Origin of the sequence: Actinomadura verrucosospora, from assembly GCF_039540335.1 — a bacterium.
Classification (GTDB): domain Bacteria; phylum Actinomycetota; class Actinomycetes; order Streptosporangiales; family Streptosporangiaceae; genus Spirillospora; species Spirillospora verrucosospora.
Genome location: NZ_BAABEV010000071.1, coordinates 1 through 26,801, shown reverse-complemented (window position 1 = coordinate 26,801; position 26,801 = coordinate 1). Strand labels below are relative to the sequence as shown.

Annotated in this window: 28 protein-coding genes; 10 read left to right on the top strand and 18 right to left on the bottom strand. The window is 75.3% G+C overall.

The window, feature by feature from the left end:
* The 3 genes from lnt to ABD944_RS40415 form a co-directional block, all read left to right on the top strand.
* On the top strand, positions 1-1,620 hold a 1,620-nt coding region (lnt, locus tag ABD944_RS40425), incomplete at its 5' end, for an apolipoprotein N-acyltransferase (RefSeq protein ID WP_425550327.1).
* Between the two features lie 5 nt (positions 1,621-1,625).
* Entirely contained in the window at positions 1,626-2,372 is a 747-nt protein-coding gene (locus ABD944_RS40420) for a polyprenol monophosphomannose synthase (protein WP_345187076.1), read from the top strand.
* A gap of 89 nt (positions 2,373-2,461) precedes the next feature.
* Positions 2,462-2,998, top strand: a complete 537-nt coding sequence (locus tag ABD944_RS40415; RefSeq protein ID WP_345187073.1) for an FxsA family protein — start codon at positions 2,462-2,464, stop codon at positions 2,996-2,998.
* Between the two features lie 3 nt (positions 2,999-3,001).
* On the opposite strand, the gene ABD944_RS40410 is transcribed toward ABD944_RS40415, so the two are convergent.
* Genes ABD944_RS40410 through ABD944_RS40400 form a run of 3 tightly spaced genes read right to left on the bottom strand, consistent with a single transcriptional unit; the run spans position 3,002 to position 6,191 of the window.
* Positions 3,002-3,811 carry an ABC-2 transporter permease gene (locus ABD944_RS40410; protein ID WP_345187071.1) on the bottom strand — a complete coding sequence of 270 codons (810 nt, stop codon included), beginning with the start codon at positions 3,809-3,811 and terminating at the stop codon, positions 3,002-3,004.
* A complete protein-coding gene (locus ABD944_RS40405) occupies positions 3,808-5,265 on the bottom strand; it encodes a DUF1349 domain-containing protein (protein ID WP_345187067.1) in 1,458 nt (485 codons plus the stop codon). Before ABD944_RS40405 ends, ABD944_RS40410 begins: the two co-directional genes overlap by 4 nt.
* Positions 5,262-6,191, bottom strand: coding sequence for an ABC transporter ATP-binding protein (locus tag ABD944_RS40400; RefSeq protein ID WP_345187063.1), 930 nt, complete (start codon positions 6,189-6,191; stop codon positions 5,262-5,264). Before ABD944_RS40400 ends, ABD944_RS40405 begins: the two co-directional genes overlap by 4 nt.
* 136 nt (positions 6,192-6,327) lie before the next feature.
* On the opposite strand from ABD944_RS40400, the gene ABD944_RS40395 reads away from it, so the two are divergent.
* Both ABD944_RS40395 and ABD944_RS40390 read left to right on the top strand, forming a co-directional pair.
* Positions 6,328-7,341, top strand: coding sequence for a sensor histidine kinase (locus ABD944_RS40395; RefSeq protein WP_345187061.1), 1,014 nt, complete (start codon positions 6,328-6,330; stop codon positions 7,339-7,341).
* Positions 7,338-8,003, top strand: coding sequence for a response regulator (locus ABD944_RS40390; protein ID WP_345187059.1), 666 nt, complete (start codon positions 7,338-7,340; stop codon positions 8,001-8,003). The genes ABD944_RS40395 and ABD944_RS40390 overlap by 4 nt, the downstream gene beginning before the upstream one ends.
* A 112-nt stretch (positions 8,004-8,115) precedes the next feature.
* Here the strand turns inward: ABD944_RS40390 and ABD944_RS40385 are convergent, their stop codons facing one another.
* From ABD944_RS40385 to ABD944_RS40375, 3 genes are all read right to left on the bottom strand, one after another.
* Positions 8,116-8,460 carry an RNA polymerase-binding protein RbpA gene (locus ABD944_RS40385; RefSeq protein WP_345187085.1) on the bottom strand — a complete coding sequence of 115 codons (345 nt, stop codon included), beginning with the start codon at positions 8,458-8,460 and terminating at the stop codon, positions 8,116-8,118.
* A 140-nt stretch (positions 8,461-8,600) separates the two neighbouring features.
* The gene (locus ABD944_RS40380) at positions 8,601-9,206 is read right to left on the bottom strand and encodes an ATP-dependent Clp protease proteolytic subunit (protein WP_345187057.1); all 606 of its coding nucleotides are present in this window, start codon (positions 9,204-9,206) and stop codon (positions 8,601-8,603) included.
* Complete coding sequence (locus ABD944_RS40375; RefSeq protein ID WP_345187082.1) at positions 9,203-9,766, bottom strand: ClpP family protease; 564 nt, start codon at positions 9,764-9,766, stop codon at positions 9,203-9,205. Before ABD944_RS40375 ends, ABD944_RS40380 begins: the two co-directional genes overlap by 4 nt.
* A gap of 201 nt (positions 9,767-9,967) precedes the next feature.
* Between ABD944_RS40375 and ABD944_RS40370 the strand changes: the two genes are divergently transcribed.
* Positions 9,968-10,246 (top strand): type II toxin-antitoxin system prevent-host-death family antitoxin, encoded by a 279-nt coding sequence (locus tag ABD944_RS40370; protein ID WP_230298848.1) that lies wholly within the window; start codon positions 9,968-9,970, stop codon positions 10,244-10,246.
* Here ABD944_RS40370 and ABD944_RS40365 read toward each other — a convergent pair.
* Together ABD944_RS40365 and ABD944_RS40360 are read right to left on the bottom strand one after the other, a co-directional pair.
* Complete coding sequence (locus ABD944_RS40365) at positions 10,236-11,438, bottom strand: MFS transporter (RefSeq protein WP_345187052.1); 1,203 nt, start codon at positions 11,436-11,438, stop codon at positions 10,236-10,238. The genes ABD944_RS40370 and ABD944_RS40365 overlap by 11 nt on opposite strands.
* Complete coding sequence (locus ABD944_RS40360; RefSeq protein ID WP_345187050.1) at positions 11,435-12,193, bottom strand: DeoR/GlpR family DNA-binding transcription regulator; 759 nt, start codon at positions 12,191-12,193, stop codon at positions 11,435-11,437. Before ABD944_RS40360 ends, ABD944_RS40365 begins: the two co-directional genes overlap by 4 nt.
* 56 nt (positions 12,194-12,249) lie before the next feature.
* Here ABD944_RS40360 and ABD944_RS40355 point away from each other — a divergent pair, with 56 nt between their 5' ends.
* On the top strand, positions 12,250-12,849 hold the full coding sequence (locus ABD944_RS40355; protein ID WP_345187047.1) for an HAD family hydrolase: 600 nt from the start codon (positions 12,250-12,252) through the stop codon (positions 12,847-12,849).
* Between the two features lie 7 nt (positions 12,850-12,856).
* Here ABD944_RS40355 and ABD944_RS40350 read toward each other — a convergent pair whose 3' ends face one another.
* A complete protein-coding gene (locus ABD944_RS40350) occupies positions 12,857-13,672 on the bottom strand; it encodes a glycerophosphodiester phosphodiesterase family protein (RefSeq protein WP_345187045.1) in 816 nt (271 codons plus the stop codon).
* Positions 13,673-13,786: 114 nt separating this feature from the next.
* Between ABD944_RS40350 and ABD944_RS40345 the strand changes: the two genes are divergently transcribed.
* On the top strand, positions 13,787-14,005 hold the full coding sequence (locus tag ABD944_RS40345; RefSeq protein ID WP_345187040.1) for an EF-hand domain-containing protein: 219 nt from the start codon (positions 13,787-13,789) through the stop codon (positions 14,003-14,005).
* Positions 14,006-14,023: 18 nt separating this feature from the next.
* Here ABD944_RS40345 and ABD944_RS40340 read toward each other — a convergent pair whose 3' ends face one another.
* The 6 genes from ABD944_RS40340 to ABD944_RS40315 all read right to left on the bottom strand — a co-directional run bounded on the left by ABD944_RS40340 (position 14,024) and on the right by ABD944_RS40315 (position 20,268).
* Positions 14,024-15,856, bottom strand: a complete 1,833-nt coding sequence (locus ABD944_RS40340) for a class I SAM-dependent methyltransferase (protein ID WP_345187038.1) — start codon at positions 15,854-15,856, stop codon at positions 14,024-14,026.
* 232 nt (positions 15,857-16,088) lie between these two features.
* A complete protein-coding gene (locus tag ABD944_RS40335) occupies positions 16,089-16,640 on the bottom strand; it encodes a TrmH family RNA methyltransferase (RefSeq protein ID WP_345187035.1) in 552 nt (183 codons plus the stop codon).
* Positions 16,637-17,251, bottom strand: coding sequence for a class I SAM-dependent methyltransferase (locus tag ABD944_RS40330; RefSeq protein WP_345187032.1), 615 nt, complete (start codon positions 17,249-17,251; stop codon positions 16,637-16,639). The genes ABD944_RS40335 and ABD944_RS40330 overlap by 4 nt, the downstream gene beginning before the upstream one ends.
* A gap of 49 nt (positions 17,252-17,300) precedes the next feature.
* Positions 17,301-18,248 carry a VWA domain-containing protein gene (locus ABD944_RS40325; protein WP_345187030.1) on the bottom strand — a complete coding sequence of 316 codons (948 nt, stop codon included), beginning with the start codon at positions 18,246-18,248 and terminating at the stop codon, positions 17,301-17,303.
* Positions 18,245-19,255: a DUF58 domain-containing protein gene (locus ABD944_RS40320; RefSeq protein ID WP_345187028.1), complete on the bottom strand. Its 1,011-nt coding sequence runs from the start codon at positions 19,253-19,255 to the stop codon at positions 18,245-18,247. The genes ABD944_RS40325 and ABD944_RS40320 overlap by 4 nt, the downstream gene beginning before the upstream one ends.
* Positions 19,252-20,268 (bottom strand): AAA family ATPase, encoded by a 1,017-nt coding sequence (locus ABD944_RS40315; RefSeq protein ID WP_345187026.1) that lies wholly within the window; start codon positions 20,266-20,268, stop codon positions 19,252-19,254. Before ABD944_RS40315 ends, ABD944_RS40320 begins: the two co-directional genes overlap by 4 nt.
* Before the next feature lie 1,055 nt (positions 20,269-21,323).
* Here ABD944_RS40315 and ABD944_RS40310 point away from each other — a divergent pair.
* Both ABD944_RS40310 and ABD944_RS40305 read left to right on the top strand, forming a co-directional pair.
* Entirely contained in the window at positions 21,324-21,974 is a 651-nt protein-coding gene (locus ABD944_RS40310) for a LysE family translocator (RefSeq protein WP_345187024.1), read from the top strand.
* 122 nt (positions 21,975-22,096) lie between these two features.
* Positions 22,097-23,743, top strand: coding sequence for a DUF885 domain-containing protein (locus ABD944_RS40305; RefSeq protein ID WP_345187022.1), 1,647 nt, complete (start codon positions 22,097-22,099; stop codon positions 23,741-23,743).
* Positions 23,744-23,872: 129 nt separating this feature from the next.
* Here the strand turns inward: ABD944_RS40305 and ABD944_RS40300 are convergent, their stop codons facing one another.
* From ABD944_RS40300 to ABD944_RS40290, 3 genes are all read right to left on the bottom strand, one after another.
* On the bottom strand, positions 23,873-24,232 hold the full coding sequence (locus tag ABD944_RS40300) for a hypothetical protein (RefSeq protein WP_345187019.1): 360 nt from the start codon (positions 24,230-24,232) through the stop codon (positions 23,873-23,875).
* A 242-nt stretch (positions 24,233-24,474) separates the two neighbouring features.
* Positions 24,475-25,389, bottom strand: coding sequence for an alpha/beta hydrolase (locus ABD944_RS40295; RefSeq protein WP_345187016.1), 915 nt, complete (start codon positions 25,387-25,389; stop codon positions 24,475-24,477).
* A 98-nt stretch (positions 25,390-25,487) separates the two neighbouring features.
* Positions 25,488-26,801 (bottom strand): benzaldehyde dehydrogenase (locus tag ABD944_RS40290; protein WP_345187013.1); only part of this gene is annotated, 1,314 nt, incomplete at its 5' end.

Genomic DNA, 26,801 nt, shown 5'->3' with positions numbered 1-26,801 from the left:
GGCGCCGGGGCGCCGAGCGGGCGGCTCGGCCGCCTGCGCCGCGGCCTGCGCTCCGGCGGCCCCGCGGGCTGGCCCCGCACGCTGCTGGCCGTGGCGGCCGGGCTGCTGATGTGGCCGGCCTTCCCCCCGTTCGACCTCACGCCCCTCGCACCGGCGGGCGTCGCGCTGCTGACCCTCGCGCTGATCGGCCGTTCCCCTCGCACCGGCGCCTGGCTCGCGTTCCTCGCCGGCGCCGCGTTCTTCGTCCCCGCGCTGGAGGGGATCTCCCGCGTCGGCCCGGACGGCTGGATCATCCTCAGCCTCGTCGAGGCCGCCTACTTCCTGCCGCTGGGCGCCGGGATCGCGGTGGTCACCCGGCTCCCCGGCTGGCCCGTCTGGACGGCCGCGCTGTGGGTCGGCGAGGAGCTGATCCGCGGCCGCGTCCCCTTCGGAGGGTTCCCCTGGGCGCGGCTGGCCTTCAGCCAGACCGCCACGCCCCTCACCCCCTACGCGTCCTTCGGCGGGGCGCCCCTGGTCACGTTCCTGACGGCCCTGCTCGGCGGCCTCCTCGCCTGCGCCGCCGTGGCCGTCCTCCGCGCCCGGTCCAAGGCGTCCCGGGACGGGGGCGGGGGCGGAGACGGGGACGTCGGGGAGCGGCCCGGCACCCGCTGGGCGCTGCTCCCCGCGGCGGTCTGCCTGGCCGCGGTCGGCGCCGTCGTCGGCGGAGGGCTGCTGATCCCCACGCCCGCCGACGGCCGCGCGGTCACCGTCGCGGTCGTCCAGGGCAACGTGCCGCGCCTCGGCCTGGACTTCCTCGGCCAGCGCAAGGCCGTGCTGGACAACCACGTCAAGGCCACCCACGAGCTGGCCGAGCGGGTCCGCGCCGGGCGGGTCGCCAAGCCGGAGCTGGTGGTGTGGCCGGAGAACGCCAGCGACCTCGACCCCTACACCGAGCCCGACGCCTACAACGCCATCGACGGCGCGGTGAAGGACATCGGCGTCCCCGTCCTCGTCGGCGCCCTCACCGACACCCCCGACGGGAAGAAGGTCGAGAACCGCGGCATCGTCTGGGACCCGCGGACCGGCCCGGGCGACTACTACGTCAAGCGGCACCCCGTCCCGTTCGGCGAGTACCTGCCGTTCCGCGACGTCCTGACCAAGCTGATCACCCGGTTCGAGCGGATCCCGCGCGACTTCGCCAAGGGCGACCGCTCCGGCGTGATGGGGCTCGGGCCGGTGGACATCGGCGACGTGATCTGCTTCGAGGTCGCCTACGACAAGGAGGTTCGCGACGTCGCGCGCGGGAATCTGCTGGTCGTGCAGACCAACAACGCCACCTACGGCAAGACGAGCCTGCCGCCCCAGCAGATCGCCATGTCGCGGCTGCGCGCGGTCGAACATGGCCGTACGATCTTGGTAGCCGCGACGAGCGGGATCAGCGCCATCGTCGCCCCCGACGGCCGCATGGTCGACCGGTCCCGGGAGTTCGTCCCGGCCGTCCAGGTCGCGTCCGTCCCGGCGCGGACGGCGCGGACGGCGTCGGACCGGCTGGGGGAGGCGCCGGAGTGGGCGCTGGCGCTGCTCGGGCTCGGCGCGGTCTGCGCGGCGGCATGGACAGCCAGGAAGAACGAGGGGAATTGACGCCGATGGAGATCCCAGCCGGGCTCGGCCGGGTGCTCGTGATCATCCCGACGTACAACGAGCGGGACAACATCGAGCGCATCGCCGGGCGGGTGCGCGAGGCCGTCCCGTCGGTGGACGTCCTCGTCGTGGACGACGCCAGCCCCGACGGGACCGGCGAGGCCGCCGACGCGATGGCCGCCGCGGACGAGCAGATCAAGGTGCTGCACCGGCAGGGCAAGGAGGGCCTCGGCCCCGCCTACATCGCCGGGTTCCGGTGGGCCGCCGAGCAGGGCTACGACGTGATGGTCGAGATGGACGCCGACGGCTCCCACCAGCCCGAGGAGCTGCCGCGGCTGCTGTCGGCCCTGGAGGACGCCGACCTGGTCATCGGCGCCCGCTGGGTGCCCGGCGGCAAGGTCCGCAACTGGCCGAAGCGGCGCGAGGCGCTGTCGCGCGGCGCCAACACCTACGCCCGCGTGATGCTCGGCATCCCGCTGCACGACTCCACCGGCGGCTACCGCGCCTTCCGCGCCGCGACGCTGCAGAAGATCGGGCTGGAGGGGGTCGACTCGCGCGGCTACTGCTTCCAGATCGACCTGGCGCTGCGGGCCCTGCGGCAGGGGCTGCGCGTGGTCGAGGTGCCGATCACCTTCGTCGAGCGCGTCCACGGGACCAGCAAGATGAGCCGGGACGTGATGGCCGAGGCGGCGCTGCGCATCACCCAGTGGGGGATGAGCGACCGCATCGGCAAGATCCGCGACCCGGGCTGAGGCGCGCCCGGGGGCGTGCGGGGAAACGAACGGGGCCTTCCCGGCGTTGAACCTGGGGAGAGGTTTTCGACGACCCCGAAGATGGAGCCATGCTGCCGCTGCTGATCGTCCTGGCGTTCCTGCTGGTGCCGGTCCTGGAGATCTTCGTACTGATCCAGGTCGGCGAGGTGATCGGCGCCTGGCCCACCGTCGGCCTGCTGATCGCCGAGACCGCGCTGGGCGCGTGGATCGTCCGCCGGGAGGGCCGCCGCGCGTGGCGGGCCCTGCAGGAGACGGCGCGGCGCGGGGTGCTGCCCGACCGGGAGGTCGCGGACGCGGCGCTGGTCATGGCCGGCGGCGTGCTGCTGCTGGTCCCCGGCTTCGTCACCGACCTGGTGGGGCTCGTGTTCGTGCTGCCGTTCACCCGCCCGCTCGTCCGCCGCGCGCTGTCGGCGTTCGCGGCGCGGCGGATGCGGGCCGCCGAGGAGCGCGCCGCCACCATGTTCCCGCCCGGCGCCGGCGGGTTCGACCCCTTCGGGCGGGGGCCCGGACGCGTCGAGACCCCGCCGGGACCGGTGGTCCGCGGCGAGGTCGTCCACGACGACGAGGCCGTCGACGAGCACGGCGACCGGACGTCGCGCGCCTGACCCTCAGGCGTCGCGGACGGCGAGAGCGACGCCGCCCGCCAGCAGCGCCGCGGCCGTGTAGGCGGCCAGCACGCCGAGGCCCTCCCACGGCCCGATCGGCAGCCTCTCCACGCCCCGCGTCGCCTGGACGGCCAGCCCCGCCGTCATCGGAGAGAGCCTCTCCAGCCGCTCCCGCCAGGCCTCGTCCCCGACCAGCCGGACGAGGACCGGCGCGATCCACAGCAGCGCCAGCACCGCGCCCATCGCCACCGCCTGCTCGCGCAGCACCGTCCCCGCGCCCAGGGCCAGCAGGGCCACCAGCACCAGGTAGATGACGGTCCCGGCGGCGGCGCGGGCGGTGGGGCCGTCGGCGAGCGACAGCGGCGGGTAGCCGTTCGCGGCCGTGAAGCCGTTGCGGGGCAGGACGCCCCGCCCGGCCGCCAGCGACGCCAGCACGCCCGCCGTCCCGCCCGCGGCGACGAGCCCCCCCACGACGGCGGCTTTGGCGGCCAGCACGGTGATCCGCCCCGGCACCGCCGCCAGCGTCGCGGTGATCGTCCCCGTGGCGTACTCGCCCCCGACGGCCAGCACCCCGAGGACCACCGCGGCCACCTGCCCCAGCTGCACGCCCGACAGCGCCAGCTTCGGCGTGTCCTCCGCGCACCCGGCGGGCCCCGTGCAGTGCGCGGTGTCCACCGTGCCGGTCACCGCCGCGCCGACCGCGGCGACCAGCACCGCCAGGGCGGGCGCGAGCCACGCCGTGCTCGGCACCGTGCGCAGCTTCGTCCACTCGGCGTGCAGCGCGTGCAGGCCCGTCCCTGCCCGGCCGGTCATGCGTCACGCCTCGCGACGAGCCGCGCGGCCGCCGCCAGCGCGAGCGCCGCGTACACGCACAGCACCCCGAGTCCCGCCCACGGATCGATCGACTGGTCGAAGCGGTCGACGGTCCGCTGGATCGCGAACCCGGCCGCCGGGGTGAGCCGCTCCAGCCACCGCGCCGCCGACAGCGGCAGCCCGGTCGCCACGATCTGCGGGACGAGCAGGAGCAGCAGCACGATCGTGATCGCGGGCGCGCCGCGCCGCACGATCACCGCGACCGCCAGCGAGAACACGGCGATCACGGCGAACAGCGCTCCCGTCCCGGCGACCGCGCGCAGCACGGCGCCGTCGGTCAGGGGCGGCACCGCCAGCCCGTGCGAGCGCTCCAGCGGCCCGGCGAGCAGCACCGACCCGAACGCCGCGGCCAGCCCCGCCGCCAGTGACGCCAGGCCCGCCACGACCGCCTTGGCCGCCAGCACCCGGCCGCGCCGGGGGGCGGCCGCGAATGTCGTGCGCAGCATCCCGCGCCGGTACTCCGCCGTCACGAACAGCACCGCCAGCGTCACGATCGCCACCTGCCCGATGAGCGCGCCGGAGAGGGTGGTCCTGGTGATGTCGTCGGCGAACGCGTTGCGCCCGATGTCCCCCACGCCCTTCAGCGTGATGGTCCCTCCGGACCCGGTGCGCCCGTCCAGGGACGGGTCGGCCGCCGGACCGCTCGCCGCGGCGCGGTCCCGCCAGGCGGCGCCCGGCTGCGCCGGCGCCACCGCCACCTGGTCGAACGCCGCCCGCGTGGCGGAGGGCTGCCCGGAGACGCTCTCCCCGCCGAACATCCGCCGCACCTCGACCTTGTCCGGGGCGGCCACGAACACGCCCGCCAGGGCCGTCCGCGGCAGCCCCTTCAGCCGGACGGACCCGACGCGGCGCCAGCCGCGGCCGTCGGCCGAGGCGTAACCGGTGACGTCCGCCCCGGCGCGGGACAGCTTGAGCCAGCGCGGCACCGCGCCCGGCCCGCCGCCGGCGCCGCCCTCCTTGTAGCCGCTCAGGAGGCGGACGCCGTGTCCCGGCGTCACCGCCAGCGCCGCGTACGGGGCGCCCGCCCGCGTGCTCCCCCTGACCATCAGGCCGGCCTTGGCCCAAGCGCCGCCGCCCTCCTGGGAGGTGACGCGCGCGACGACCGTGCCGTCTCCCGCCAGCGGCAGGTAGGTGTAGTGGCCCAGGTCGGAGATCTTCAGCAGCGCCGGGTCGGGCGGCGGCCCGTCGCCCGAGCGGGTGGACTGGCTGCCGGCCGCCGCCAGCAGCGCGACCAGCACGGTCAGCAGCACCGACGCCGGCAGGGCCAGCATCCATCGGCGGACGGTGCGCAGCTTGGTCCACTCGGCGGCCAGCAGCCGCCCGAACCCGTCGCGGGCCTCGTCCTGGACCGTGCTGCGGTACGGCGCGACCGCGGCGGTCCCTGGGGCGCTCACCGGGACTCCCGCCCCTGCGCCGCCTGGAACTCGACCGCGTCCCGGGTCAGCTCCATGTAGGCCTCCTCCAGCGACGCGCGGTGCTCGCCCACCCCGCTGAACCCCACCCCGGCCTTGGTGAGGACCGCGACGACCTTCTCGGCGGCCAGCCCCGTGACGGTGACGGCGTCCGGGCCGGACGCCGTCACCGTGGCGCCCGCGCGGGCCAGGGCGGTCATCGCCTCCCGGCGCTCGGCCGTGCGCACCTCGACCCGGCCGCCGGACGCGGCCTCCAGCAGGTCCGCGACCCTGGTGTCGGCGATCAGCCGGCCCCGCCCGATCACCACCAGATGGTCCGCGCCGCCCTCCAGCTCGCCCATGAGGTGGCTGGAGACCAGCACGGCGCGCCCCTCGGCGGCCAGGGACCGCAGCAGCCCCCGGATCCAGGTGACGCCCTCGGGGTCCAGGCCGTTGACCGGCTCGTCGAACATCAGCACCGGCGGGTCGCCGAGCAGCGCCGCGGCGATCCCGAGCCGCTGCCGCATGCCGAGGGAGAACCCGCCCGCCCGGCGGCGGGCCGCGCTCGCCAGGCCGGTCAGCCCGATCACCTCGTCCACCCGCCGGGACGGCAGCCCGTTGGCGTGCGCGAGCCACAGCAGGTGGTCGCGGGCCCGGCGGGCCGGATGGACCGCGGACGCGTCCAGCATCGCCCCGAGCCGGCACAGCGGCGTCCGCAGCGACCGGTAGGGCCGGCCGCCGACCAGCGCCGTCCCGCCGTCCGGCCGGTCCAATCCCATGATCATCCGCATGGTGGTGGACTTGCCGGCGCCGTTCGGGCCGACGAACCCGGTGACCTGCCCGGGGCCGACCGTGAACGACAGGCCGTCCACGGCCAGGGTGGGCCCGTACCGCTTTCGCAGGGCCCGTACTTCGATGGTTGCCTCCATGGACCGGGAGACTACGGAGCGCCGCCGCCGCGGGTCGTCACGCCAGGGAGCAGTTCCGGCGGGCGCGGCCCGGGGGAGCGGGCGTCCCCCGCGGGAGGGACGCCGCCGCGGCGCCGTCCGCGCCACAATGGCGTCCGTGGGCGACAGCGACGAGACCGCCGGGCGGGTGCGGTGGCCGGTGGCCGGCGGCTGCCTCGCCGCGGCCGCCGCCGCCGAGGCCGTCTACCGCACCCACGGCTCGGGGGCCGTCCTGGCGCTGGTCCTGCTGGTCGACGTGTGCGCGACGCTGCCGCTGGCGGCCGTCCGCGACCGGGGCGCGGCCGCCGCGGCGGTGATCACGGCGGCGGCCGCCGCGGCGTGCGTCCTGCACCGCGGGCCGGCCGTCGCGGCCCTCGCCGCCCTGGCCACCGTCTGGACGGTCCTGGCGCGCCGCCGCGTCCTGCGGCGGCGCGCCGAGGCGGCCGCGCTCGACGCCTCGCGGCGGGAGTTCGAGACCACCCTGCTGGAGCACACCGCGCGCGGTGAGCGGGCCCGCATCGCCCGGGAGCTGCACGACGTCGTCGCCCACCACATCTCGATGATCTCCGTGCAGGCGGAGACGGCCCGGCTCGCGGTCCCCGGCATGCCGGAGGAGGGGGCGAAGCGGCTGCTGGCCATCGGCGACACCGCCCGCACCGCGCTCACCGAGATGCGGCGGCTGCTCGGCGTGCTGCGCGAGGACGCCGGCGCCGAGCCGACCCGCCGCCCCCAGCCGGGCCTGCAGGAGCTCCTCGACCTGGTCGACGGGACCCGCGAATCGGGCGCCGCGGGCGTCCGCCTGATCGTCGCCGGGCACGTCGCGGCCCTGGACCCCGGGCTGGAGCTGGCCGCCTACCGGATCGTCCAGGAGGCCCTGACCAACGCGCGCAGGCACGCGCCCGGCGCGGCCGTCGACGTGGAGCTCGACTACGCCCCGGACGCGCTGCGCGTCAGCGTCCGCGACAACGGCCCCGGCCCCGGCACCGACGCCGGCCTTGGTGGCCCGGCCGGGCACGGGCTGCTCGGCATGCGCGAGCGCGCCGCCGCCGTCGGGGGCGACCTGCGCATCGGCCCCGGGCCCGCCGGCGGGTTCCTGGTGGAGGCCACGCTGCCGCTGGGGGAGGAGTCGTGAGCGTCCGCGTCGCGGTGGCCGACGACCAGGAGGTCGTCCGCGCCGGCTTCGGGGCCCTGCTGGGCACCCAGCCCGATCTGGAGGTCGTGGCGACGGCGGGCGACGGCGCCGCCGCGGTCCGGGTGTGCCGCGACCACCGTCCCGACGTCGTGCTGATGGACGTGCGGATGCCGGTCATGGACGGCATCGAGGCCACGCGCCGCGTCACCGCCGAGCCCGACGCGCCGCGGGTCCTGATGCTGACCACCTTCGACCTGGACGAGCACGTCTACGACGCCCTCGTCGCGGGCGCCAGCGGGTTCCTGCTCAAGGACGTCACGGCCGAGCGGCTGTTCGACGCCGTCCGGGTCGTCGCCGCGGGGGAGGCGCTGCTGGCCCCGGCCGTCACCCGCCGCCTCATCGGGGAGTTCGCGCGGCTGCGGCCGCGCCCGCCGTCGGCGGGGCCGGCCCTGGACGCGCTGACCCCGCGCGAGACCGACGTGCTGCGCCTGGTCGCCGAGGGCCTGTCCAACGCCGAGATCGCCGCCCGTCTGGTCGTGGGGGAGGAGACGGTCAAGACCCACGTCAGCCGGATCCTGCGCAAGCTCGGGCTGCGCGACCGCGTCCAGGCGGTCGTCACCGCCTACGAGAGCGGCCTGGTACTGCCCCGCTCGGGGCGGTGACGGGCGCGCCGGCCCGAGCGGGGCGAGGGCCCGGCGGGCGAAGGACCGCCGGGCATGGCGAAGGCCCGCACCCCCGCCGGTACGGGCCCTCGCGTCGAGAACTGTCAGCCGCTCACGCGGACTTCCTGCGCCCCGCGCGCAGGATCTCCAGGCGTTCGGCCAGGACCTCCTCCAGGTCTTCCAGCGTGCGGCGCTCCATGAGCATGTCCCAGTGGGTCCTCGGCGGCTTTCCCTTCTTGGCTTGGGGCAGCTCGCCGTCGACCCGCAGGGCCGTGGCGCCGCAGCTGCGGCATTCCCAGGTGATCGGCACCTCGGCCTCGGCTGCGAGCGTCACGGTGAACCGGTGGCCCTTGGTGCAGGTGTAGTCCACCTCTTGGCGAGGGGCCAGATCGGTGTTGCGATCGTTCTCGTAGCTCGTCGCTCCGAGTCGGGTGCCGCGAAGTGCGCGCTCGGCCATCGTCACGTGCCTCCCAGACGGCTTGCGGTCTTGCCCAGACCAACGCTGAACACCGTGACAAGATTCCCCCACCCGGGGTGATCCAACCCTGCTGTTTGCGCTCGTCCCCGGCCGCCGGCGGGGAACACGCGGCTGGCGCGCTAGTGACGGGACGTGAGCACCGCGTCGATGAGCCCGTAGTCCTTGGCCTCGGCGGCGGTGAAGTAGCGGTCGCGGTCCAGGTCGCGGCGGACGGTCTCGGGGTCGTGCCCGGTGGCCTCGGCCAGGATCGCCTCGGTCTGCTCGCGCATCCGCAGCACCTCCCGCGCCTGGATCTCCAGGTCGGTGGCGGCGCCCTCGGCCACGTCGATCTCCGGCTCGTGCAGCAGGATCCGGGCGCCCGGCAGCGCCTGCCTGCGCCCCGGCGAGCCCGCCGCCAGCAGGATCGCCGCGGCCGACCCGGCCTGCCCGACGCAGGTCGTCTCGATCTCGGGCCGCACGTAGCGCATGGTGTCGCAGATCGCCAGCATCGCGGTGATCGACCCGCCCGGCGAGTTGATGTAGAGGGCGATGGGCCGGTCGGGGTCCATGCCCTCCAGCGCCAGCATCTGCGCCGTGACGTCGCCCGCGCTGGTGTCGTCCACCGGCGCGCCGAGGAACACGATGCGCTCCTCGAACAGCTTGCTGTAGGGGTCGGTCTCCTTGCGGCCCTGGCCGGTGCGCTCCTCGAACTGGGGGACGAGGGAGCGCCGTTCCGCGCGTGTCATGTGCCCACCCGGTCGGTGCTGTCGATGACGTGGTCGACGAAGCCGTAGTCGCGGGCCTGCTCGGCCGTGAACCACGCGTCGCGGTCCCCGTCGGCCTCGATCCGCTCCAGCGGCTGCCCGGTGTGGAACGCCGTCCGCTCCGCCAGGGTCCGCTTGAGGTACAGCGACTGCTCCGCCTGGATCCTGATGTCGGACGCCGTGCCGCCGATGCCGCCGTGCGGCTGGTGCATCATCACGCGCGCGTGCCGCAGGGCGTACCGCTTGCCCCGGGTCCCCGCGCACAGCAGCGTCTGTCCCATGGAGGCGGCCATGCCCATCGCGACCGTGGATATGTCGTTCGGGACGAACTGCATCATGTCGTAGATCGCCATCCCGGCGTCCACGACGCCGCCGGGGGAGTTGATGTAGATCGTGATGTCGCGCCGGGCGTCCTGCGCCGCGAGCAGCAGCAGTTGCGCGTTGATCCGGTTGGCCAGACCGTCGTCGATCTCGCTGCCGAGGAACACGATCCGCTGGGCCAGCAGCCGTTCGAACAGCTGCGCGTCCGCCGGTCGCGTCATCTCGTCCACGCGTGCCCGCGACCTGCCGGTGAACGTCTCCGCCGGCTGCCGGCCGTCCTGTCGCCACGGTCCGCCGTCCATCGCGCCTCCTTGATCATCTGTACGTTTCGTACACTACGTACGGACAGTAATCCAGTGCCCGCGAGAGGGCCAGAGGGGGGCGGGGTGTTTCGCTATACGATGAATCACGTGGATGTTCCGGTGACCGAAGCACGCGCCCAGTTCGCGGATCTGGTGAACCGGGTCGCCTACACCGGCGAGCCCGTCAAGCTCACGCGGCGGGGCAGGGTGATGGCCGCTCTGGTCTCTCCAGAAGATCTGGAACTCCTGGAGACGGTCCGCGCCCAGCGCGCCGACCTGCAGGTCGGCGGGACCGTCCCCCCGGGGCAGCCGTCGCGGCCCGCCGAGCGGCCCCAGCAGCAGCCGCAGCCGCCGATGCGCATCGCGGCCGAGTACCGCCCGCCCGGCTTCAGGCCCTGACCTCGGCCTCGCGACCGGGGCGCAGACCGGCGCCGTCCCGGGGGCGCACGAGCCCCGCCGCCGCGGCCGCGACGGCGCACAGCGCCACCGGCAGGAACAGCGTGAGCCCGAGCGGCACGACGCGGGTGAGCGGGCCGATGACGGCCGGCCCCGCGAGCATCCCTAGGTAGCCGAGCCCGGCCACGCGGGAGACGTTGGCGCCCGAGGACTCCCGGTCGTGGTGGCCCGCCGCGCTGAACAGCTGGGGGACCGCCCCCGACAGCCCCGCTCCCAGCACGGCCCAGCCGGCCAGGGCAGGCGCGGCCCAGGGCGACAGCGCCGCCACCGTCAGGCCGGCCGCGGCCAGGGCGGTGCCGTTGCGGAGCACGGCCACCGGGCCGAAGCGCGCGGCGAGCCGGTCGGCCAGCAGGCGCCCGCCGGTCATGGCGGCGGAGAAGGCCCCGAACGCGAGCGCCGCGGTGCCGGGCGACGCGCCCAGGTCGCGCAGGTGGAGCACGCTCCAGTCGTTGGCCACCCCCTCGCACAGCATGATCATGAAGGCGAGGACGGCCAGCCCGCGGATGCGCCGGGGCGTCCGGCGGCGCGCCGGCGGGGCGGCGGTGTCCGGCGTTCCGCCGGACCGCAGCAGCGCGGGAGCGGCCGCCGCGCCCACGGCCGTGCTCAGGACCGCCACCGTGCCCAAGGTCGCCGCCGGGCTCCAGCCCCAGGTGAGCGTCCGGGCGCCGGCCAGGGCGGCCAGGACGCCCCCGAGAGAGAAGGCCGCGTGGAAGGCGGCCATCACGGGCCTTCCGTAGCCGCGCTCGACCTGGACGGCGTGGGCGTTCATGGCGACGTCCAGCGCTCCGTGGGCGGCGCCGAGGAGCAGCAGCGCCGCGCCGAGGGCCCAGGCGCCGGTCGCCAGGCCCGGCAGGACCAGCGCGGCGCCGGCCGCCGCGGCGCTGAGCGGCACCACCCTGCGGGCGCCGGCGCGGTCGGCGAGGGGGCCCGCGACCCGCATCCCGGCGACCGCGCCCGCGCCGAGCAGCAGCAGGACCCGTCCGAGCACCGCGTGGTCGATCCCCGTCCGGTGCTCGATGGGCGGGATATGGACGATCCACATTCCCAGCAGGAAACCGGCGAGGGTGAAGTAGGCGAAGGTGGCGAGCCGGGCCGCCCGCAGTGAACCGCCCGTCCCGGCGGCGGCGCCGGTCATACGAGCCTGACCTCCACGCCGGCGTCCCGCAGCCGTGCGACGGCGGGGCCGGGGGCGGACCGGTCGGTGATCACCATGTCGAGGGCGGTGGCCGGGCAGACGAGGCCGAGGCCGCTGCGCCCGAACTTGGAACCGTCGCAGACCGCGACCGTGCGGCGGGCCGCCGCGATCGCCGCGCGCTTGACCGGGACCTCGTCCAGGTCGTGCGCCGTCAGCCCGTGCTCGGCCGACAGCCCGCACACGCCGAGGACGGCGGTGTCCACGCGCAGCGCGGCGAGCGAGGCCTCGGCGAGGGGCCCGGTGAAGGCCAGCGCCCCGGGCGTGGTCCGCCCGCCCGGGACCAGCAGCCGGATCTGCGCGGCCCCGCTGAGGGCGTTGGCGGCGTGCAGGTCCAGGGGGACGACGGTGAGCCGCCGCCCGGCGATCGTGCGGGCGACGGTCAGGGCGGTGGTCCCGGCGTCCAGGACGACGGCCTCGCCGTCGGCGAGGAGCCCGTCGACCTCGGCGGCGATCCGCCGCTTGGTCTCGGCCGCCTCGTGCTCGCGCACGGCGAAGGGCATCGCCTCGCCGCGCAGCAGCAGGCTCACCGCGCCGCCCCGCACCCGGCGCAGCACGCCCCGCTCGGCGAGCACGTCGAGGTCGCGCCGGATGGTCATCTCCGACGCGCCGGTCTCGTCGGCCAGGTCCGTCACGCTCACGCGCTCGGTGGTCCGCAACCGCTCGATGAGCATGTCCACCCGTTTCGAACTTTCCATGTGTTCAATCAATCAGATTGGGTGTTAGATAGTCAATCGAGACCTGAGGAGCCGCCATGCCATGGATCGTCTTCGACTACGCCGGTGTGATCAGCGCGTCCCCGCCCGTGGGCGCCGGGGCGCTGCTGCCCGAGACGGTGGCGGCGCCGCCCGCGCGGTTCTGGCCGGTGTACTGGGCGCACCGGCAGCCCTACGACCTGGGCGCCGTGACCGCCGAGGAGTTCTGGCGGGAGGTGTGCGGTGAGCTGGACGTGCCGCTGGACGACGACCTGGTCCACGTGCTGGTGGCCCTGGACGTCCGCACGTGGGCGCACGTCAACGAGGACACCGTCGCCCTGCTGAGGGAGCTGGCCGGGCGCGGCACGCCGCTCGCCCTGCTGTCGAACGCGCCCGTCGAGCTGGCCCGCATGGTGGACGGGCGGCCCTGGGCGTCGCTGTTCCGGCACCGGCTGTACAGCGCCGACCTGGGGCTGGCCAAGCCCGCGCCGGAGATCTTCCACGAGCTGACCGGCCGGCTCGGCGCGGCCCCGGGCGAGGTCGTGTTCGTGGACGACCGCGAGGAGAACGTGCGGGCGGCCAGGATGCTCGGGATCCGCGCCGTGCACTTCACGGGTGTCGCGCGGCTGCGCGCCGACCTGGACCGCGTCGCGGGGTGAGCACGGGTCAGGACGGGGCGGGCGGCGGGTTCTCCTGCGGCCACAGGCCGCGCGCGGCCATCACGTCGCGGAGGGTGACCAGCTCGTCGGTCATGATGCCGTCGATGCCGAGGTCCAGGAGGCGCTTCATGGTGGCGGCGTCGTTGACCGTCCAGGCGTGGACCTGCAGCCCGAGCCGGTGGGCGTGGTCGACGAACGCCTCGGTGACGAAGGGGACGGGGCCGAGGCCGTAGGGCACCTGGGCGCAGGCGACGCCGGTGGCGGCGAGGCGGACGAGCTTGGCGGTGGGGCCCCCGATGGACTTGGCGCGCAGCGCCATCAGGCCGCGGGGGCCGAGCGCCATGCAGACCTCGCGGTCGGTGAACTCGGGGAGCCGGGCGCGCATCTGCGCCAGCCGGCGGGTGGAGAACGACGTGATGCACACGCGGTTCCACGCGCCGGTGCGGCGGAGCGTCTCGGCGAGCGGCCCGATGACGGGGGCGTCCTTCAGGTCGATGTTGACGCGCGCCTCGGGGAAGGAGCCGAGGACGTCCTCGAGGCGGGGGATGGGCTCGGTGCCGCCGATGCGGGCCTTGGCGACCTCGGCGTAGGGGAGCCGGGCGATGGTGCCGGTGCGGTCGGTGACCCGGTCGAGGGTGCGGTCGTGGAAGGCGACCACGACGCCGTCGGCGGTGGCGTGGGCGTCGGTCTCCAGGTAGCGGTAGCCGAGGTCGGTGGCGCGCTGGAACGCGGCCATCGAGTTCTCCGGGCGTCCGGCCGCGCCGCCTCGGTGGGCGAAGGGGATCGGGCCGGGATGGTCGAGGAATTCGTACGAGCGCCGCACCCGTCCGATTATGGCCGACCGCGCCGCCCGATTTGACCTTACTGCGTAAAGGGCGGGGGCGGGGCCGGGACTGCTAGCGTCGGCGCCGCAATCGATCAGCGAGGGAGCACGAGCATGGCGGACGTGAACGACTACCGGGCGACCTTCGAGCTGGTGGACGTGGACGGCGACGGCTACATCTCGACGGCGGAGCTGAAGAACCTGATGACCCGGCTCGGGCAGGACGCCGACGAGACCCGCGTCGTCGAGGTGGTCGTGGCCGCCGACGCCAACCGGGACGGCAAGATCTCCCTGGAGGAGTTCACCGCGCTGATGGAGCGGACCTCCCGGTGACGGCGGCGGCCGCGCGGGTCACCGCGCCCGGCGCCGCAGCTTGAGGGCGTTGTCGGTGCGGGTCATGGTGCGTCCGTCGGGCGCGGTCTGGACGCGCTCGTGCTCGTCGCTGCGCAGGACCTCCCAGTCGCCCTCCGGCAGGGCGAGCGACTCGAAGACCTCGTCGGGCGTGGGCAGGTGCACTCCCGGGTGCGCGTCGGGGTCCCACGGCGGGGGCCCGGCGTGCCCGGCGACGAGCAGGATCCCGCCGGGCGCGACGGCGGCCGCGGCGGCCCGCAGGACCTCCTCGCGCGGCATGTCGGCGGGGGAGTGCAGGAACTGCGCCGAGACCAGGTCGTAGGAGCCCTCGGGGAACGAGACGGCCAGATCGCGGCGCTGCCAGTCGACGCGGTCGGCGACGCCGGCCTCCTCGGCGTGGCCGGCGGCGCGTTCGAGCGCCACACCGGAGATGTCGACGGCGGTGACGCGCCAGCCTCGGCGCGCGAGCCAGACGGCGTCGGCGCCCTCGCCGCATCCGAGGTCCAGGGCGGTTCCGGGCTCCAGGTCGGCGGCCTCCTGCACGAGGACGGCGTTGGGCTCGCCGCTCCACATGTGGTGGTGTTCGGCGTAGCGGGAGTCCCAGTACTGCTGGTGGGTGGTGTCGTCCATGCGTCGATCGTGCGCGGTGACCCCGCCCGGAGGCGAACCGTGTTGCCGTTTCGGCAATGTGAGCAGGACGAGGGGGACCAGGACGGCCGGGGCCGCGGCGACGGCGTAGCAGGCCGGGAGCGGCAGCGCGTCCAGGGCCGCGCCCGTGGCGGCGGTGCCGCCGGCCACGCCGAGGTTCACGGCGGTGTTCACCCAGGCGACGGTGCGGGTCCGGGCGCCGGGCGGCGCGTCGGCGTCGGCGATCAGGTAGGCGGTGGTCAGCGTCGGGCCGACGAACAGCCCGGCGGCGAACGCGGCCGCGGCGAGGACGGCGACGGACGGGGAGAGTCCCGCGGCGGCGAGGCCGAGGCCGAGCGGGCAGGCGAGGGCCGCGAGCCTGGCCCGGCCGGGCGCCGAGCGGCTCAGCGCGCCGTAGGCGAGGCCGCCGAGGGTGCTGCCGGCGGCGAGCGCGGCCTCCACCCAGGCGACCGCGGCGGGCTGGTGGTGCCGCTGGGTGAACGCGACGGCCAGCAGGCCGGTCGAGCCGAGGACGACCCCGGTGGCCGCGGCCGCGATGGCCGGCGCGAGGGGGAACACCCGGACGCGGCCCGCGCGGCGGTGCGTCCCCGTTCGCGGCGCCGCCGCCGGGGAGGCGGCCATCCCGGCGGTTCCGGCGGCGATGAGGAGGGCCCCGAGGGCGACTCCGAGGGAGGGGGCGGCGGCCGCGGCGAGCAGTCCCGCCAGGAGCGGGCCGGTCACGAAGACCAGCTCCTCCGACACGGTGTCGAGGCTGTAGGCGCGCCGTAGGAGCGGTCCATCCGGCAGGAGGGCGCTCCACAGCGTCCGCATGACCACGCCGACGGGGGGCGCGGTGATGCCGGCGGCGACGGCCAGGACCGTGAGGAGCGGAACGGGGGCGCCCGGCCGCGAGGTCAGCACGGCGAAGGCGGCGAGGACGAGGGCGTAGGCGGCGGCCATCGGGAGCATGGTGCGGCGCGGTCCGTGCCGGTCGATGAGCGCGGCGCGGACGGGTGAGACGGCGGAGGTGGTGAGGCCGAGCAGGGCCAGCAGGCCGCCTGCCTGGGCGTAGGAGCCGGTGGACGCCGTGAGCGCCAGCGTGAGGGACAGGAAGACGGTTCCGTAGGACAAGCGCGCCAGGAACGCGAACGCGAAGGTGCGGGAGGCGTGGGGCGTGCGCAGCACGGCCGCGTAGGACGAGGTCACGAAGCAGTTCCTAGGAGGGGGGCTACGGGGGCGCCGGAAGCCGCCACCGCAGGAGCGGCGGCGGGGCGTTCACCCGTGAAGGAGGAACTGCATGGCCTGATCGTAACGCGCACCCGGGCGAAGCGAAATCCCGCCGGCCGCGCCGCGGCGGTGGAACGCGATGATCAGTGCGTGACGAGGGGGCGCTTCGGCGGTGCGCCGAGCGCGCCGCGCGCTCCCGGACGCCTTCGGGTCACGCGCTCCATTCGCGGCGGCGGGCTTCCGCGAGGGCGATGGCCGTGGCTATGGCGACGTTGAGGGAGCCGACGCGTCCGATCTGCGGGATGTAGGTGACGGCGTCGGCGGCGCTGAGGAGGGCGGGGGAGCAGCCGTGGTCCTCGCTGCCGATGGCGAGGCACAGGTCTCCGTCGAGGGGCGCTTCGTGCAGGGGCACGGCGTCGGCCGTCAGCTCCACCGCGACGAGGCGGAGGCCCTCCTTGCGGACGGCGGCGGCGGCCTCGGCGGCGGTGCCGGCGTGCTCCCAGGACACGAGGCGCTCGGTGCCGAGGGCGGTCTTGGCGACGTTGCGGTGGGTGGGGGGCGTGGCGTTGCCGGCGAGCCAGAGGCGCTCGACGCCGAACACGGCGGCGCTGCGGATGATCGAGCCCATGTTGAACGGCTGGGTGACCGATTCGACGAGCAGGTCGACGCGGGCGCCGGTGCGACGGCGCCAGTCGCGGTTGAGCCGCTTGACGTCGGTGGGGCGCAGCTGGCGGCGTCCCTGCGCGGGGTCGGGGGTGCTCATCGGGTGTGGCCTTCCGTGCGGGGTGCGACGCGCAGGACGCGGTAGGCGGACCGGGAGGCGATCCGCTCGGTGGGGAAGCCCTGGGCGGCGAGCCACTTCTGGAGGGAGTCGGAGCCGAGGTGCTTCTGGACGACGAGGTGGGCGAGGCCGCCGGGGGCGAGGCGGGGGAGCCAGGTGAGGAGGAGGTCGTGCAGGGCGGCCTTGCCGATGCGGATCGGGGGGTTGGACCAGATCGCCGCGAACCGCTGCTCGGGGTCGGCGTCGTCCGCCAGAGTGAACCTTACATTGTCAAGGCCGGCGACTTTGGCATTGCTCTCTGCCATGGCCAGCGCTCTCTGGTTCACATCCACTCCCAAAACACTCGCCTGAGGCGAACGCTTGGCCATGGTGATGGCGATGGGGCCGTATCCGCAGCCGAGGTCGAGCAGGTCGCCGGCCGCCGGGGGCGGGGGGACGGTCTCCAGCAGCACGCGGGTGCCGGGGTCGATGCGGTCGGGGGAGAACATGCCGCTGTCGGTGTCGAGCCGCAGGTGCAGGTCCGGCAGGACGAGGTCGACGGTGCGGCGACGGGCGGCGGCGCCCGGCCGTTCCGCGAAGTAGTGTTCCCCCACGTCGGCCGACCGTATCAGCGTTCGGGGGCCGCCCGTGCCGTGCGCGCGGTCAGGGGAGGCGGGAGAACCAGGCGAGCGACACTCCGCCGGCGGCGAAGGCGAACAGCAGCGCGATGCCGACGTAGCGGGCGGCGACGTCGCGGTGCTCGGTCCTGAAGCCGAGGGAGCTGCCGATGTTGGCGTACACCTCGCGGAGCTGGTCGGCGTCGGCGGCCTCGTAGGCCTTGCCCTCGGTGCTCTCCGCGAGGCTCTTGAGGGTCTCCTTGTTGACCGAGACGCTGGTGGTCTCGCCTTCGATGTCGACGGTGCCGTAGGGGGTGCCGAAGGCGATGGTGGAGACCGGGACGTGGGCGAGGCGGCTGGCGTCGACGGCCTCCTGCACCGACCGTCCGGTGGTGTTGTCGCCGTCGGACAGCAGGACGATGTGGGCGGGCGGCGGGTCCTGGCGGGCCTGGGCGTCGAAGGACCGGACGGCCTGCAGGGAAGTGAACACCGCCTCGCCGATGGCGGTGCGCTTGGCCAGGACGAGCTGGTCGAGGGAGGCGATGGCGGCGTCGCGGTCGGCGGTCGGGGCGGCGATGAGGTTGGCGTTGCCGGCGAAGGCGACGACGCCGACGTTGAAGCGGCGGGGCAGGTCGCCGATGAAGCGCTTGGCGGCGGCCTTGGCGGCGTCGAGGCGGCTGGGGGAGACGTCCCTGGCCATCATGGACAGCGACACGTCGACGGCGACCACGATGGTGGCGCGGTCGCGGGGGACCTTGACGGCGGTGGCGGGGCGCGCGAACCCGAACATCATGAAGGCGATCATGATGAGGAACAGGACGGCCGAGACGTGCCGGCGCCAGCCGGGGCGGCGGGGGGCGACCTGGGACAGCAGCGCGAGGTTGGTGAACCGGACGGCGTACTGGCGGCGGCGCAGTTGCAGGAGCAGGTACGCGGCGGCCAGGAGCGGCAGGAGGCCGAGGAGCCAGAGGCGTTCGGGTGACAGGAAGGTCATGGGCGCACTCCCGCGGTGGTGACGGGCCGGCCTGCGGCGCGGCGCTGGCGGAGGGCGAAACGGGCGACGTCGGCGATCCAGTCGCGGTCGGTGCGCAGGACGAGGTGGTGGGCGCCGCAGCGGCGGAGGGCGGCGCGGGTGCGGTCGCGCTGGGCGGCGGCCGCGGCGGCGTAGCGTTCGCGGACGCGGCGGCTGAGGACGATCTCGTGGACGGTGCCGGTCTCGGGGTCGGTCATCTCCACGAGGCCGACGTCGGGCAGGTCGAGTTCGCGGGGGTCGATGATCTCGATGGCGAGGACCTGGTGGCGGGTGGTGAGGCGGCGCAGGGGGCGTTCCCAGGCGGGCTGGCCGTGGGGGCCGTCGGGGGTCTCGACGCCGTCGGGGGCGAGGAAGTCGGAGATGACGACGCGCAGGCCGCGGCGGGTCTGGCCGCGGTCGAGGGCGGCGACGGCGGCGGCGAGGTCGCGGGGCGGGGCGGTGGCGCCGGTGCGCGGTCCGGTGCGGTCGTCGGCGGACTGGGCGTCGAGGGCGGTCTGGAGGAGGGCGTACAGGGCGGCCTTGCCGGTGCGGGCGGGCCAGCGGCGCATGCCGTCGTCGTGGAGGAGGTAGGCGCCGACGCGGTCGCCGAGGCGGACGGTGAGGAAGCCGACGGCGGCGAGGGCGGCGACGGCGAGGTCGCGTTTGATCATGGTGCCGGTGCCGAAGTCCATGCTGGGGGTGAGGTCGACCAGGGCCCAGGCTTCGAGTTCGTGGTCGGCGATGAGGTCGCGGACGTGGGGGGTGGTGGTGCGGGCGGTGACGGCCCAGTCCATGTGGCGGACGTCGTCCTCGCCGGGCTGGTAGAGGCGGGCTTCGGCGAGTTCGGTGCCGGGGCCGGGGAGCAGGCCGAGGTGTTCGCCGTTGAGGAGGCCGTCGAGGCGGCGGGTGACCTGGAGTTCGAGTCGGCGCAGGGTGCGTTCGGGGGCGAGGTGGGCGAGTTTGCCGCTGCGCCGGCGCCGGGGGGTCATGCGGTGGTCACCGCCGCCGCGCCGTGGTTCCAGACGACGCGGGGTGGGGGGACGGCGGCGAGGATCTGGTCGACGACGTCGGCGGTGTCGATGCCGTCGGCGAGGGCGTCGAAGGTGAGGACGATGCGGTGGGCCATGACGTCGCGGGCGACGGCGCGGACGTCGTCGGGCAGGACGTAGTCGCGGCCGGCCAGGAGGGCGAGGGCGCGGGCGGCGGAGGCGAGGCCGAGGGTGGCGCGGGGGCTGGCGCCGATGTCGATGACGCCGCGCAGGTCGGGGAGGCGGTACTGGTCGGGTTCGCGGGTGGCCATGACGAGCCGGACGATGTAGTCGGCGATGAGTTCGTGGACCGAGATCTCCTGGACGGCGCGCTGGAGGCCGGCGAGGCGGTCGGTGTCGAGGATCTGGGCGGCTTCGGGGGGGTCGACGCTCATGCGCTGGAGGATCTGGAGTTCCTCGTGGGCGGCGGGGTGGTGGACGTCGACCTTCATGAGGAAGCGGTCGCGTTGTGCTTCGGGGAGGGGGTAGACGCCTTCGGACTCGATGGGGTTCTGGGTGGCGAGGACGAGGAAGGGGCGGGGGAGGGGGTAGGTGTTGCCGCCGAGGGAGACCTGGCGTTCGGCCATGACCTCCAGGAGGGCCGACTGGACCTTGGCGGGGGCGCGGTTGATCTCGTCGGCGAGGACGAAGTTGACGAAGACGGGGCCGAGCTCGACGTCGAACTGCTCGGTGGAGGGGTGGTAGATGCGGGTGCCGACGATGTCGGAGGGGACGAGGTCGGGGGTGAACTGGAGGCGGGCGAAGGTGCCGCCGACGACGCGGGCGAGGGTGCCGACGGCGAGGGTCTTGGCGACGCCGGGGACGCCTTCCAGGAGGCAGTGGCCGCGGGCGAGGAGCGCGACGATCATGCGTTCGACCATGTGCTCCTGGCCGACGATGACCTTCTTGACTTCGGCGAGGGTGTACTGCAGGAGGACTGCGGCCTCGTCGACGTCGGTGGCGGCGATGGTCATGTGGGTGTCCCTCACTTGTCCGTCGTGTGCCCTGTCCTCGTGCGTCGGGATGGGGTGCCTTACGACCCTACGCGATCACTTGTACCCGTTGGCGGGGGATACGTGCGTGCGGGGGATGATCGGTTCGGGGGTGCGGGCGGGGGGTGTTCCGGGGCCGATCGTAGGGCGTGGTTGTTAGTGTTGCGGCCATGTCGAGGCCGTTGCCGCCGGGTGATCCCGCTCAGTTGGGGCCGTTCCGTCTGTCGGCGCGTCTGTCGGAGTCCGCTGCCGGGATCGTGTTCCTGGGGGTGGACGGCGAGGGGCGCCGGGCGAGTGTGGCGGTGCTGAACCGGGGTGCGGCGGGTGATGCGGCGGCGCGGGACCGGTTCCGTGCGGCGATCAACGCGGCGGTGCCGGGTCCGGGGCGGGGTCCGGGGGGCGCTGGTCCGGGTGAGGGTGCGCCGGTGGTGGCGGCGCAGCCGGACGGGCCGGCGCCGTGGGTGGCGACGTCGTATGAGGCGGATCGTGTGGGGGCGGAGCGGTTCTTGGAGCCGGTGGCGTTCCAGGGGTCGGCGCGCGGGTGGTGGGGCGGGCGTCGGCGTGGTCCGCAGTTCCAGCCGTATTGGCTGGGGCAGGGCGAGCCGGCGTTGGAGGGGCCTCGGCCGGTGCCGGGCGGGGGTCCGGTTCCGGTGGGGGAGCGGGGGCCGGAGCGGAGTCTGGTGGCGGCCGTGGTGGGTTTGGCGGCGGCGTTGCTGGTGCTGGCGTTGTTGATGGGTGTGTTGTTCGCGTGTCAGCCGGTGGCGAAGGAGCCGCCGCCTCCGCCGCCGGAGCCGACGCCGTCGATTCGGGCGCCGGAGCGGTCTCCGGTGCCGACGACGCCGGCTCCGTCGCCGTCGGTGCCGCCGAGTTCGCCGGGTCCGTCGTCGCCTTCGCCTTCGCCGTCGTCGGGTTCGGGTGGTGGGGACGGCGCTCCCCTGTAGGGGGTTTGGGGCGGTCTGCTCGCCTGTGCGGAGAAGGCCGCCCATGCGGGGAATAGAGCGTTGCGTGGTGGTGCGCCGGGCGGACAGCATGGGGGGATGCTGGAGAGTCTGCTCGCGTTCGCGGGCGCGGCCGTTCTGATCGCGTTGGTGCCGGGGCCGAGCACGGTGGTGATCATGCGGCAGTCGCTGCGGTCGGGGCGGCGCGCGGGGCTGTGGGCGGTGCTGGGCAACGAGACGGGCGTGCTGCTGTGGGGGGTGGCGGCGGCGGTGGGGCTGTCGGCGCTGCTGGCGGCGTCGCGGCTGGCGTATGAGGGGCTGCGGGTCGCCGGTGCGGTGGTGCTGGTGTGGTTCGGGGTGCGGGCGCTGTGGGGTGCGCGCCGCGGCGGTCCGGCCGCGGGGGAGGATCTGCGCGATGAGCGGGGCGGTGGCGGTGCGGGGGCCGGGGCTTCGGGGTGGCGGTCCTACCGGCTGGGGCTGGTGACGAACTTCGCGAATCCGAAGGCGGGGGTGTTCGCGGTGTCGTTCCTGCCGCAGTTCGTGCCGGAGGGGTGGCCGGTCGCGGCGGTGCTGGTGGGGTTCTCGGTGCTGTGGGCGCTGATCGACCTGGTCTGGTACACGGCGGTGGTGTGGCTGGTGGGGTCGGCGCGGCGGGTGCTGGGGCGTCCGGTGGTGCGGCGGCGGCTGGACCAGGTGTCGGGTGTGGTGCTGGTGGGGCTGGGTGTGCGGTTGGCGGCCGAGGCGCGCTGAGGGGCCTGGCGGTGCCGTCGCGGTGGTGCCTCGGTGAGTGCCGGGCGGTTGCTCTGGCGGGGGCGGCCGGTTTGGCACTTTCTCATGATCACTTTTGGGGGCGGGCGTCGTAGCCTGGGGCGGTGACCTCACTGGATGGCCTCGCCGACCGCTTTGTGGACGAGTTCGCCGCGCTGGACCCGTGCCTGGCGGCGATGATGGGGATCGCCGGGCAGGACGACCGGCTGACCGACTACGGGCCGGACGGGGTGGAGGCGCGTGCGGAGCTGACGCGGCGGACGCTGGCGGAGCTGGGCCGCGTGCCGGTGCGAGGCGAGGCGGAGCGGATCGCGGCGGCGGTGCTGCGGGAGCGGCTGGAGGTCGAGGCGGCGCTCGACGAGGCGGGGGTGCGGGAGCAGTTCCTGGACACCACCGACGGGCCCGTCCAGCGGCTGCGGATGGCGCTGGAGCTGCTGGACCAGGGGGCGGACACCGACTGGGAGGCCGTCCGCGCGCGGATGGCGGCGCTGCCGGGGGCCCTGGCCGGGCTGCGGGCGTCGTTGGTGCGGGCGTGCGGGCAGGGCCGGGTGGCGGCGCGGCGGCAGGTGCTGCGCAGTGCCCGCGAGTGCGCGGGCACTCCGGCGTATCTGGCGGGTCTGGCGGCGCGGTACGGGGACGGGCCGCTGCGGGGGGCTTTGGAGGAGGCGTCGGTGGGGGCGTCGGCGGCGCTGGGGGATTTCGCGTCGTTCCTGTCGGGGGAGCTGGCGGCGCGGGCGCCGGAGCGGGACGCGCTGGGCGCCGACCGGTACCGGCTGGGGGTGCGGGACTTTCTCGGGACGGACCTGGATCTGGCGGAGACGTACGCGTGGGGCTGGGAGGAGCTGGCGAGGGTCGAGTCGGAGATGGCGGGGGCGGCGCGGGAGATCCTGCCGGGTGAGCCGCTGCCGGCGGTGATGGCGGCGCTCGACGCCGATCCGGCGCACCGGGTGGGGGGCGCGGATGCGTTCCGGGGGTGGATCCAGGAGCTGGCCGACCGGGCGATCGCCGATCTGGACGGGGTGCACTTCGACATTCCGGGGCCGCTGCGGCGGATCGAGTGCCGGATCCCGCCGGTGGAGGCGGGGGTCTACTACCTGGCGCCGGCGGAGGACCTGTCGCGTCCGGGGACGGTGTGGTGGACGGTGCGGGACCCGTCGGCCGACATCGTGACCTGGACGGTGCCGACGACGATGTTCCACGAGGGGGTGCCGGGTCACCATCTGCAGCTGGGGGTGACGACGCTGAACCGGGGGTTGAACCGGTTTCAGCGGGTGTCGAGCGAGCTGCATCCGGGGCACTGCGAGGGGTGGGGTCTGTACGCGGAGCGGCTGATGGACGAGCTGGGCCACTACCGGGATCCGGCGCACCGGCTGGGGATGCTGGCGGGCGGGCAGCGGTTCCGGGCGGCGCGGGTGGTGCTGGACATCGGGTTGCATCTGGAGCTGCCGATTCCGGCGGGGGCGGGGTTCCACGAGGGGGAGCGGTGGACGCCGGAGCTGGGTTTCGAGTTCCTGCGGGGGCGCATGGGGCCCGATCCCGATGCGGCGGTGGCGTTCGAGATCGACCGGTATCTGGGGCGTCCGGGGCAGGCGATCGCCTACAAGCTGGGGGAGAAGGTCTGGCTGGAGGCGCGGGAGGCGGCGCGGCGCCGGGAGGGCGCGGGCTTCGATCTGAAGGCGTTCCATCGGCGGGCGCTGGATCTGGGGCCGATGGGCCTGGACCGGCTGCGCGCTGAGCTGGCGCGGTCGTGACGGGCGGTGCGGTGCGGGGGCCCGGGGTCTGAGGCGGGCCTGGCGGCGGGCCAGGGCCCGGGGAGGACCGGGCTCGCACGTCGGATCAGGGCGGGCTCGTGACGGGTCGGCGCGCGGGACCAGACAGGGTCAGACGGGTTCGGAGGGGTTGAGGTGGGCTCGGGTGTGGCTTTCCAAGGCTTCGACGCCGGTTTCGCGGAGCCAGCGCCGCTGGTTGGGGCGCTGCCAGTCGGACCGGGAGGTGTCGGCCGTGCTCAGGACGCCCGCGCCCGCGGCGTCGCGTGCGCCGGCCGCGTCGCCGGCCACGGAGTCGGTGATGTCGTCGGATCTGCCGATGTGGCAGGCGCGCTCGTCACCGGGTTCGACGATGGTCTTGTGGTAGCGGGGCGGCCACCGCAGCAGCAGGCGGCGGCCGCACGTGGGACAGGCCCATTCCTCCAGCCCGGTTTCCCCGGTCCGGACGCGGCGCAGCTCGTGGGTCCGGTACAACTTGCCTCTCCTCGCCGGTCGGCTGAGTTCCGGCCAATGTTCGTGCGTTAGTGATTTCCCGCGCCCAGCAGGTTAAACGACACGGCAAGCGTCTTTAAGGTCGATGATGAGCCACACTCCGGCACGTCGGTAATCCGGATCTGTCGCCGGTGACGGCGGCCCGGCCGGACCGCGCCACCGCACCACCGGCACCACCGCACCACCGCATCGGGGCACCGGGGCCGCCGGATCGGGGCGCCGCATCAGGTGAGGGCGCGGCGCACGGCCTCGCCGATCCGCGCGACGGCCTCGGCGGGGCGGCGCGCGAACGCCCCCCATCCGAGGAAGCCGTGGTCCAGGCCCGTTCCGGGGACGAGCACCACGGGCACCCCGGCCTCCCGCAGCCGCGCCGCGTGCGCCTCGGCCTGCGGGCGCAGCCGGTCGTGCTCGGCGGTCGCGATCACCGCCGGGGGCAGGCCCGACGGGTCGGGGTCCAGCAGCGGCGACACGCGCGGATCGGTGCGGTCGGCGCCGCGCAGGTAGGCGTCCAGGGCGCGGCCGATGCCCGAGGGCGGGAACCGCAGCCCGTCGGGGTCGGGCAGCGGCGGCGGGACCTCGCGCAGGTCCAGCGCCGGGTACAGCAGGACCTGCAGCGCGGGCCGGGCCGGTCCCGGGGCGCGCAGCAGGCCGGCGGCCGCGGCGGCGAGCTGGCCGCCCGCGCTGTCCCCGGCCACTCCGATCCGGGCGGGGTCCAGGCCGAGGCGGTCCGCGTTCGCCGCGACCCCGGTGACGGCGGCGACGGCGTCGTCCAGCGCGGCCGGGAACGGGTCCTCGGGCGGGCGCCGGTACCCGGCCGACACCCACGCGACGCCGCTGGCCGCCGCCAGTGCCCGCACGACGGGGTCGTAGGACTCGACGTCGCCGAGCACCCACCCGCCGCCGTGGAAGTACACCAGCGCCGGCGCCGGGCCGTCCCACGCGGGCCGGTAGAGCCGGGCGGAAATCGGGCCCGCGGGGCCGGGCAGCGTCAGGTCGGCCACGGTGTCGACGGGCGGGCGCGGGGAGCGGGCGAGGTCGGCGGCGTGCTCGCGGCGTGCGTCGCCGACCGTGCGGCCCGTCCCGCCGGGTGCGGCGAGGCGGGCCCGCAGGAACGCCAGGTACTCCGGATCGCGCCCCATCAGCCCTCCTCGGCACCGAGCCTACGACCCGCGGGGAGACCCGCAGGGCCTGCGCCGCAGGGTGCGGCGGGCGGACGCTCGCAGGGGGCCGGGGAAGGTCAGAAGGGGTAGGTGGCGATCTCGCCGCGGACCGTGACCCACTGCGTCTCGGTGAACGCCTCGATGTTGGCGTCCGGGCCGCCGAACCGCGAGCCGTTGCCCGAGGCCCCCACCCCGCCGAACGGCACGACCGGCTCGTCGTTGACCGTCTGGTCGTTGATGTGGACGAGCCCCGCGGGGATCGCGTCGGCGATCTTCATGGCCTGCCCGACGTCGCCGAGGATGCCCAGCGACAGCCCGTACTCGGTGGCCGACGCCAGCTCCACCGCCTCCTGCGGCGTGGAGAACGGCACCACCGGCGCGACCGGGCCGAACACCTCCTGCGCGTAGGCGGGCATGTCGGGCGTCACCTCGTCCAGGACGGTCGGGCGGTAGAACAGGCCCTCGTGGGTGCCGCCCGCCGCGAGCCGCGCCCCGGCGGCGACCGTCGCCCTGACCAGTTCGTCGACGTGGGCGAGCTGCCCGGCGTCGATGATGGGGCCGAGCGCGACGGGCCCGGCCGCCGGGTCGCCGACCGGGAGCTTGTCGGCCTTGTCGGCCAGCGCCGCCACGTACTCGGCGTGCAGGCTCTCGTGCACCAGGTGCCGCCCGGAGGTCATGCAGATCTGCCCCTGGTGCAGGAACGCGCCCCACGCGCCCGCCGACACCGCGTCGGCGACCCGCGCGCCCGGCAGCACGATCAGCGCGTTGTTGCCGCCGAGTTCCAGGTGGGCGCGCTTGAGGAGCCGCCCGCACACCTCGCCGATCCTGCGTCCGGCGGCGGTGGAGCCGGTGAAGGACACCACCCGCACCTCCGGCGCCTCCACCACCGCCTCGCCGGCCTCGCGGCCGCCCGGCAGCAGGTGCAGCAGCCCCTCCGGCAGCCCCGCCTCCTGGAAGATCCGCGCGATGCTGACCCCGCCGCACACCGCGGTGCGCGGGTCCGGCTTGAGCAGCACGGCGTTGCCGAGCGCCAGCGCGGGCGCCACCGACCGCATCGCCAGGATCAGCGGGAAGTTGAACGGGGAGATCACGCTCACCACCCCGGCGGGCCGGCGCCGCGCCAGGCTCCACCGCGGCTGCGCCGACGGCAGCACCAGCCCCTGCGGGTGCGAGGCCAGCGCCGCCGACTCGTAGCACAGGCTCGCGGCGAAGTGCGTCTCCAGCTCCGCCTTCGGCGGGATCGACCCGGCCTCCCGCACGATCCAGTCGCCGATCTCGGCGGCGTGCTCCTCGAACAGCCGGCCCGCCGCGCGCAGCTCCGCGCCGCGCTCCTCGTAGGTGCGGGCCACCCAGTCCCGCTGGGCGTCCGCCGCGGCCCGCGCCGCGCGTCC